Origin of the sequence: Psychrobacter lutiphocae DSM 21542 (assembly GCF_000382145.1) — a bacterium.
Classification (GTDB): domain Bacteria; phylum Pseudomonadota; class Gammaproteobacteria; order Pseudomonadales; family Moraxellaceae; genus Psychrobacter; species Psychrobacter lutiphocae.
Genome location: NZ_KB907625.1, coordinates 116,778 through 123,604, shown reverse-complemented (window position 1 = coordinate 123,604; position 6,827 = coordinate 116,778). Strand labels below are relative to the sequence as shown.

The 6,827-nt window shown below is 41.5% G+C and carries 7 protein-coding genes; 4 read left to right on the top strand and 3 right to left on the bottom strand.

What is annotated here, in order from left to right:
• Positions 1-275 (top strand): transposase (locus H140_RS13740; protein ID WP_019672132.1); only part of this gene is annotated, 275 nt, incomplete at its 5' end.
• 127 nt (positions 276-402) lie between these two features.
• Entirely contained in the window at positions 403-801 is a 399-nt protein-coding gene (locus tag H140_RS0102765) for a surface-adhesin E family protein (protein ID WP_156819055.1), read from the top strand.
• 20 nt (positions 802-821) lie between these two features.
• On the opposite strand, the gene H140_RS0102760 is transcribed toward H140_RS0102765, so the two are convergent.
• Positions 822-1,628, bottom strand: a complete 807-nt coding sequence (locus H140_RS0102760) for a crotonase/enoyl-CoA hydratase family protein (RefSeq protein ID WP_019672130.1) — start codon at positions 1,626-1,628, stop codon at positions 822-824.
• A 192-nt stretch (positions 1,629-1,820) separates the two neighbouring features.
• On the opposite strand from H140_RS0102760, the gene rlmF reads away from it, so the two are divergent.
• On the top strand, positions 1,821-2,858 hold the full coding sequence (gene rlmF, locus H140_RS0102755; protein ID WP_019672129.1) for a 23S rRNA (adenine(1618)-N(6))-methyltransferase RlmF: 1,038 nt from the start codon (positions 1,821-1,823) through the stop codon (positions 2,856-2,858).
• A 130-nt stretch (positions 2,859-2,988) separates the two neighbouring features.
• The gene (locus tag H140_RS0102750; protein ID WP_019672128.1) at positions 2,989-3,192 is read left to right on the top strand and encodes a YqaE/Pmp3 family membrane protein; all 204 of its coding nucleotides are present in this window, start codon (positions 2,989-2,991) and stop codon (positions 3,190-3,192) included.
• A gap of 197 nt (positions 3,193-3,389) precedes the next feature.
• On the opposite strand, the gene H140_RS0102745 is transcribed toward H140_RS0102750, so the two are convergent.
• Both H140_RS0102745 and gyrB read right to left on the bottom strand, forming a co-directional pair.
• Complete coding sequence (locus tag H140_RS0102745) at positions 3,390-3,977, bottom strand: manganese efflux pump MntP (protein WP_019672127.1); 588 nt, start codon at positions 3,975-3,977, stop codon at positions 3,390-3,392.
• A 194-nt stretch (positions 3,978-4,171) separates the two neighbouring features.
• Positions 4,172-6,790: a DNA topoisomerase (ATP-hydrolyzing) subunit B gene (gene gyrB, locus H140_RS0102740; protein ID WP_019672126.1), complete on the bottom strand. Its 2,619-nt coding sequence runs from the start codon at positions 6,788-6,790 to the stop codon at positions 4,172-4,174.
• Positions 6,791-6,827: the final 37 nt, after the last annotated feature.

Sequence of the window (6,827 nt, the reverse complement as noted above, 5' to 3'; positions counted from 1 at the left end):
TTACAGTGATTGTCATGGATAATGCCAGTATTCATCATGCCAAGATTATCCAAGCTAGATTACCCATTTGGCAAGAACGAGGCTTGTTTATCTTTTATTTACCGCCTTATAGTCCGCATCTAAATATCATTGAGCGGTTATGGAAGGAGGTAAAACAGGCTTGGCTAAGACCTTGTGATTATGTTTCTTTCGATACGTTGTCTTATGCAGTTAATCGGGTTTTTGCTAATATTGGTGATTCCCTGTCGTTAAATTTTTCTACATTTAAAGTATAGGTATTTAATTTTGTTCGATTACTTAAGAGTTCTTGTTATATATTATATAGATATATTCAACTATAATTGATAAATATAGTATTCAATTATTATATAATCCTTATATTAACTATTCAAAAATATAAATATGAAAAAAATAATATTAATATCTATTGTAGCATTTACCTCTATGGGTGCGAATGCTTCAGAGTGGGTACATCTTTCATCAGTCTCATTAGAGTCAGGTTTAAATATTAGTTTTTCAATTGATGCTGAATCTATATCTGAAACAGGAAGATATAGAACAGCTTTCAGACGTGTGGATTATTCTGAAACACAATTTGATGAAGAAGGTTCATATAACTTGGTAATTACTCTTAATATGTGGGATTGCAACAATAAACCAAAGAGAAATAAAATTTTATCTTTTTTATCTCGTTTAGGTAATAATACTGTGTCTTTTTTTAATTATAAATCCGAGGATTGGCAAATTATATATCCTGATACAACAGGGGAAACTTTAGCTACCTTCGTCTGTTCCTATTAATTAATCTTTAGCGCCTAACACTACCTTCCCTTAAACTGCGCTTCACGACGCTCAACCATCGACATCACCCCTTCTTTGGCATCATCAGAGTTAAACAGGGGCGGTAAAAAGCTATGGATATTCGCCAGTGCACTGTCAGCGCCATGACGGGCGGCATCTTGTGCAGAGGCTAATAGGGACTGAACGCCAAGCGGTGCGGCTTTGCTAATCTCGGTAGCCAGTTCAAAGGCTCGATCATACTGCTTACCTTTGGGCACCACTTCACTGACCAGACCTAGTTTATCGGCAGTAGTGGCATCAAATGGCTTACCGGTTAATAGGTACGGCATGGCTTTTTGCCAACCTGCCGCCGCCACAAAACGTACGGTTGCGCCCCCAAATGGCATGATGCCACGCTGCACTTCCATCTGTGCGAAGTTACAGTCGTCGCTCGCAATGACCACGTCACTGTTGAGCATCAGTTCAATCCCTGCGGTAAAGCAAGTGCCTTGTACTGCAACTACCACAGGTTTGGTGCGCTGTTTGCCACTGATGCCCCACGGGTCAATCTGAGTGCTATCAAACGCAAATACCCCTTTATCAAGCTTGTCTTGTAATTCCATCAAGTCCAGCCCTGCGGTGAAGTGCTCACCATGCGCAAAGATAAGCGCACAGCGCAGCTCGCTGTCAGCTTCATAATCAGTGAGCGCCTGTGATAACTGGGCAATCATATGGCTGTCAAAGGCGTTGCGCTTATCAACTCGATTAAGACCAATGAGGCAAACATAGCCGTCTGTTTGGTAGGTAATTCGTTTGTTCTGTGTGTTTTTCGTATGAGTTATTGTCATAATTATTCCTTATTTACTGTTCCCAAAATGGTATTGTTTGAGGCTGCGATTGTTATTATTTAAAGGTGTGTATTTATTATTATGTCGTATCTGTGCTCTTAAACCATCAACTATGAGTAATATCATCATAGGTAAGCTAAACCTGTTACACTAGCGGTTACTCCTTTTTAATTTTATAAGTTTTAACACCCTATGACACAAAACACAAGTCACACGACCAACACAAAAAACAGCACAACAACAAGTGATAAACCAGCTACGACACCTCAACGTAAACCTACTACAACGGTTAAACCCCAAGCTAAAAGCACCTTGCACCCACGCAATCCACATCAAGGTCGCTACGACTTTGAAAGACTGACCAAAGCTCTACCTGAGCTAGCTCAGTATACGATTACAAACCCTAGCGGTGAGCCGACCATTAACTTTTCTGACGCTGAAGCGGTGCTGACTCTTAATAAAGCCTTGTTGGCGCTGCATTACAATATTAAATATTGGGATTTGCCTAAAGGCTATCTGTGTCCGCCCATCCCTGGTCGTGCTGACTATATTCATCAAGTTGCTGATTTATTGAATGACAATAACAGTGGTTCAGAGAATAAAAAGCCGCATGTATTAGACATAGGTACTGGCGCCAGTTTGATTTATCCGATTGTCGGCAGTCAAAGCTATGGCTGGTACTTTACCGCAACCGATATTGACCCTGTGTCGATTAATACCACAAAAACCATTTGTGAAGTTAATCCCAATCTAAAAAAGATGGTGACCGTTAAGCAGCAAACCAATCCAAAAAATATCTTTAAAGGTATTATCGGTGAACACGATTACTTTGATATCACTGTCTGTAACCCTCCGTTCCATGCCTCGATGCAAGATGTGCTCGATGCCAATAATCGCAAACAGACTAAGCTACAAAAAAACCGTGCACGTCGTAACCCCAACAGTCAAAACGCAAACCGTTTCGCTGATGCCAAAAACAATCTGAATTTTGGTGGACAAAATGCGGAGCTGTGGACCGAAGGTGGTGAATATGCCTTTATTACACGCATGATCAACGAAAGTGTTGACTATGCCCAGCAGGTCAATTGGTTCACTACTTTGGTTTCTAAAGCGGAAAACTTAAAGCCTCTTGATGCGCTACTACGCCGAGTTGGTGCGCAGCAGATTAAGACGATTAATATGAAGCATGGGCAAAAGTCGAGCCGAGTTTTGGCATGGCGGTTTAAATAAGTGCAACCAAGATACGAGGTAAAAGCTCCTTGCATTTATTTTATTATTTTGCCAAAATCTGAAATACTTAGTAATGGATTTAACTATCTGACAGCCTGTAATTACAAACCTTGAATTTAAAAGGATTTTTATGCGACTTATTATTGCAATCTTCTTACCATTTTTATTGTTTTTTACTATTGGTCGTCCATTTGCTGGTATTATTTGTTTAATACTACAAATTACCTTAATTGGTTGGTTACCTGCTGCTATTTGGGCTGTGTATGCGTTAAGCCAATATAAGACAGATCAAAAAATCAAAAGAGCAAAACTATCATCTTCAGCAAGACCTTAGTCATCTTTTTTACTCTGGTCTTTATTTTAATACCATTGACAAATATTAGCCTTAATGAAGATCGGCTTGCTGCTATCTTCTTTATCTAATACCAAATCTGAAAATTAAGATATCGAGGAAAAAGAGTGCAGACGCTACAAGTAGTAGGTTTAGCGAGTTTGACAAAGATAGGTTATTTTTCAGAAAAGGTATAAAAACTAAATTACCATTTTAATACCAATAGCGATTAACACCAAACCGCCTAATATTTCTGCTTTATCTTCCAGCCAAGTACCGGATTGACGACCTAAATAGACTCCAATAAAACTCGATACAGCCGTTATCATAGCAATAATCGTACAGGCTAACCATGCATTAACGGATAATAGGTTTAAGGTAAAGCCCGCTGCTAGTGCATCGATACTGGTAGCAATCGCCAAAGAACTCATCAACTTATGATCAATCTTGCTCGAAGTATCAGCGGCTTCTAGTTTACTAGCTTCATCTTGACCTGTCACAGCTTCGTACAGCATTTTGCCGCCCAAACCGATTAAGATGAGACAGCCAATCCAAGGCGCCGCCGAAGCCAACCACCCCAATACGGCAGAGCCTAACAAATAGCCGATTAAGGGCATTATGCCTTGAGCGATACCAAAATACACACCCGCTGCTAGAGCCAATTTCGCTATTAGTGATGAGCATTTTTTTGATAACTGAGATGAATTAGTGTGTTTAGCCCCAAGCCCAATAGATACCGAAAACGCATCCATTGCTAAGGCTAAGGCCAATAATATGAGTTCAAGCATAGTTTAACAATCCTCAGTTGCCGAGTGGTTAATGGTTAATAAACCAAACCGCTCAGCTTTATAGTCAGCGAAAGGTTTGAGTGTATATTAACACCTAGCCAAACTTAACCTTGTTTCACGTGAAACAAAAAAAAGCCACCTTACAATTAAGATGACTTTTCTCAAAACAAACTAAAAATATACCTAATACAACTTTAGATATCTAAGTTAGTCACTGTTAATGCATTCTCTTCAATAAACTGACGACGTGGCTCTACATCATCTCCCATTAGGCAGGTAAATAGATGGTCCGCAGCAATCGCATCTTCAATGGTCACTTTTAACATACGACGATTTTCAGGATCCATTGTCGTATCCCATAATTGATCCGCATTCATCTCACCCAGTCCTTTATAACGCTGAACTGATAAGCCACGGCGGGCATCTTGCATGACTTGTTGCCATAGATGATCAAAGTCACGCAATGGAGTATCTCTTTCACCACGGCGGATAAAGGCAGTGTCTGTTAGTAGGGTGTTCCACTCTTGAGATAGGCGCATTAAGCGTGCATATTCACCTGAGTTAATAAAGCCTGCATCCATTAGATAATGCTGTGCCAACTGATGCACATAGATGGTAATACGTGGTAACCACTGTGGTTTTTTTGCCACCTTATCATCCGCTTCTGTACCAGCACTATCATCGACAGTACCAGTCTCATTCGGCTCAATATCTAGTTTAAACTTAAACTGATTATTGGCATCTTTTACCGCTTCTGACTCATCATCACGCATAGGTTCATGAATGTTATCTAGCTCAATGACTGGGTGCAAATCGCTACCAAAACGCTCTAGTTGCGCCTGTAACGCTGTCTTCCACTTACTCATGGCGTCATGGTCATAAGTCATGTCTGTGGTCAGCTTAGGCACGTGAGTAAGCGCATCTAATAACACCGCAGGATAGCGAATCTGGAGTCGTGACTTAACCAATTGCGTTTGGTTATAGTCATTTAATAGCTGCTCTAGCGCTTGACCAGTAATGGCTGGCGCATCTTCGCTGATGTGTAGATTCATCTCATCGATAGTCGATGACAACAGATACGCTTTTAACGCCTCATCATCTTTTAGATACAGCTCCTGACGGCCTTTTTTCACCTTATACAAAGGTGGTTGAGCGATATAAATATAGCCACGCTCGATCAGCTCTGGCGTTTGACGGAAGAAGAAGGTCAACAGCAAGGTACGAATGTGTGAACCATCAACGTCAGCATCGGTCATGATGATGATTTTGTGATAGCGCACTTTATCTGGATTATATTCATCTGGACCAATACCACAACCTAGTGCGGTAATTAAGGTACCGACTTCTGCAGATGACAACATCTTGTCAAAACGAGCACGCTCGACGTTTAAGATTTTACCTTTTAGTGGCAAAATGGCTTGTGTCTTACGGCTACGACCCTGTTTTGCAGAGCCGCCCGCAGAGTCCCCTTCCACAATATACAATTCTGATAATGCTGGATCTTTTTCTTGGCAATCTGCCAATTTTCCAGGTAGGCCTGCAATGTCTAACGTGGTTTTACGACGGGTTAATTCACGGGCTTTACGTGCGGCATCACGCGCACGGGCAGCATCAATAATCTTATTTGCAATCGACTTGGCTGCGGTTGGGTTTTCTAGCAGATAGTCATTAAACTTATCGTGCATCGCAGACTCGACCGCTGATTTTACCTCGCTTGACACCAGTTTATCTTTGGTCTGGCTCGAAAACTTAGGATCAGGTACTTTAACAGACACAATGGCAGTTAAGCCTTCACGCGCATCATCACCTGTGGTATGTACTTTTTCTTTTTTCATCAAATTTTCGTTGTCCATATAAGTATTTAGACAACGAGTCAGTGCCGAACGGAAACCTGATAAGTGAGTACCACCATCTTTTTGCGGAATGTTATTGGTAAAACACAATACCTTCTCGTTATAAGTATCTGTCCACTGTAGTGCCGCTTCTACTACGATGCCATCATCTTGCTCACTGACAAAGTGGAACACCTCATTAAGGCCTTCTTTGCCTGAATTGATGTAAGCCACAAATTCAGACAAGCCGCCTTTGTGTTCAAATACGTGCTGCTTATCGATACGCTCATCAGTTAATACAATGCGGACACCTGAGTTTAAAAATGACAGCTCACGCAATCGTTTCGCCAACACTTCAAGATCAAAAGTCGTGCCAGTGAATACATCAGGGCTTGGGTAAAAGCGGATTTGAGTCCCTGTTTTTTTGGTTTCTTCTAGCATTTTGATGTCTGCATCTGGCACGCCGTCACTATATGTTTGCTGATAGTGATGGCCTTCTCGCCAAATATTCATCACCAATTTTTTTGACAGTGCGTTCACAACCGACACACCCACGCCATGCAGACCACCAGATACTTTATAGCTGTTGTCATCAAACTTACCGCCAGCATGCAGTACAGTCATAATAACTTGAGCAGCAGATACCCCTTCTTCTGGGTGGACATCGACTGGAATACCACGACCATTATCCATTACGCTGACAGACTCGTCTTCATGGATGATGATGTCGATTTGATCACAGTGCCCAGCTAAGGCTTCGTCAATTGAGTTATCCACTACCTCAAAGACCATATGGTGCAGACCGGTACCATCATCGGTATCACCGATGTACATACCTGGGCGTACACGCACCGCTTCTAATCCACGTAATACACGAATGTTTTTTGAGCTATATTCTTCTTCATGCAACGCTTCAGGCACTGCCTCTGGTGGCAATCCTGCAAGTGCTTCTTGCTCGGTATTGTGGTTTGACTCACTCATGATATATCCTTTCCTAAAACGGCGATACTGATACACT

Excerpts from the sequence above, each read along its gene's own strand:
- H140_RS0102765 (WP_156819055.1), top strand. The coding sequence starts at position 403 with ATGAAAAAAATAATATTAATATCTATTGTAGCATTTACCTCTATGGGT.
- H140_RS0102760 (WP_019672130.1), bottom strand. The coding sequence starts at position 1,628 with ATGACAATAACTCATACGAAAAACACACAGAACAAACGAATTACCTAC.
- rlmF (WP_019672129.1), top strand. The coding sequence starts at position 1,821 with ATGACACAAAACACAAGTCACACGACCAACACAAAAAACAGCACAACA.
- H140_RS0102750 (WP_019672128.1), top strand. The coding sequence starts at position 2,989 with ATGCGACTTATTATTGCAATCTTCTTACCATTTTTATTGTTTTTTACT.
- H140_RS0102745 (WP_019672127.1), bottom strand. The coding sequence starts at position 3,977 with ATGCTTGAACTCATATTATTGGCCTTAGCCTTAGCAATGGATGCGTTT.
- gyrB (WP_019672126.1), bottom strand. The coding sequence starts at position 6,790 with ATGAGTGAGTCAAACCACAATACCGAGCAAGAAGCACTTGCAGGATTG.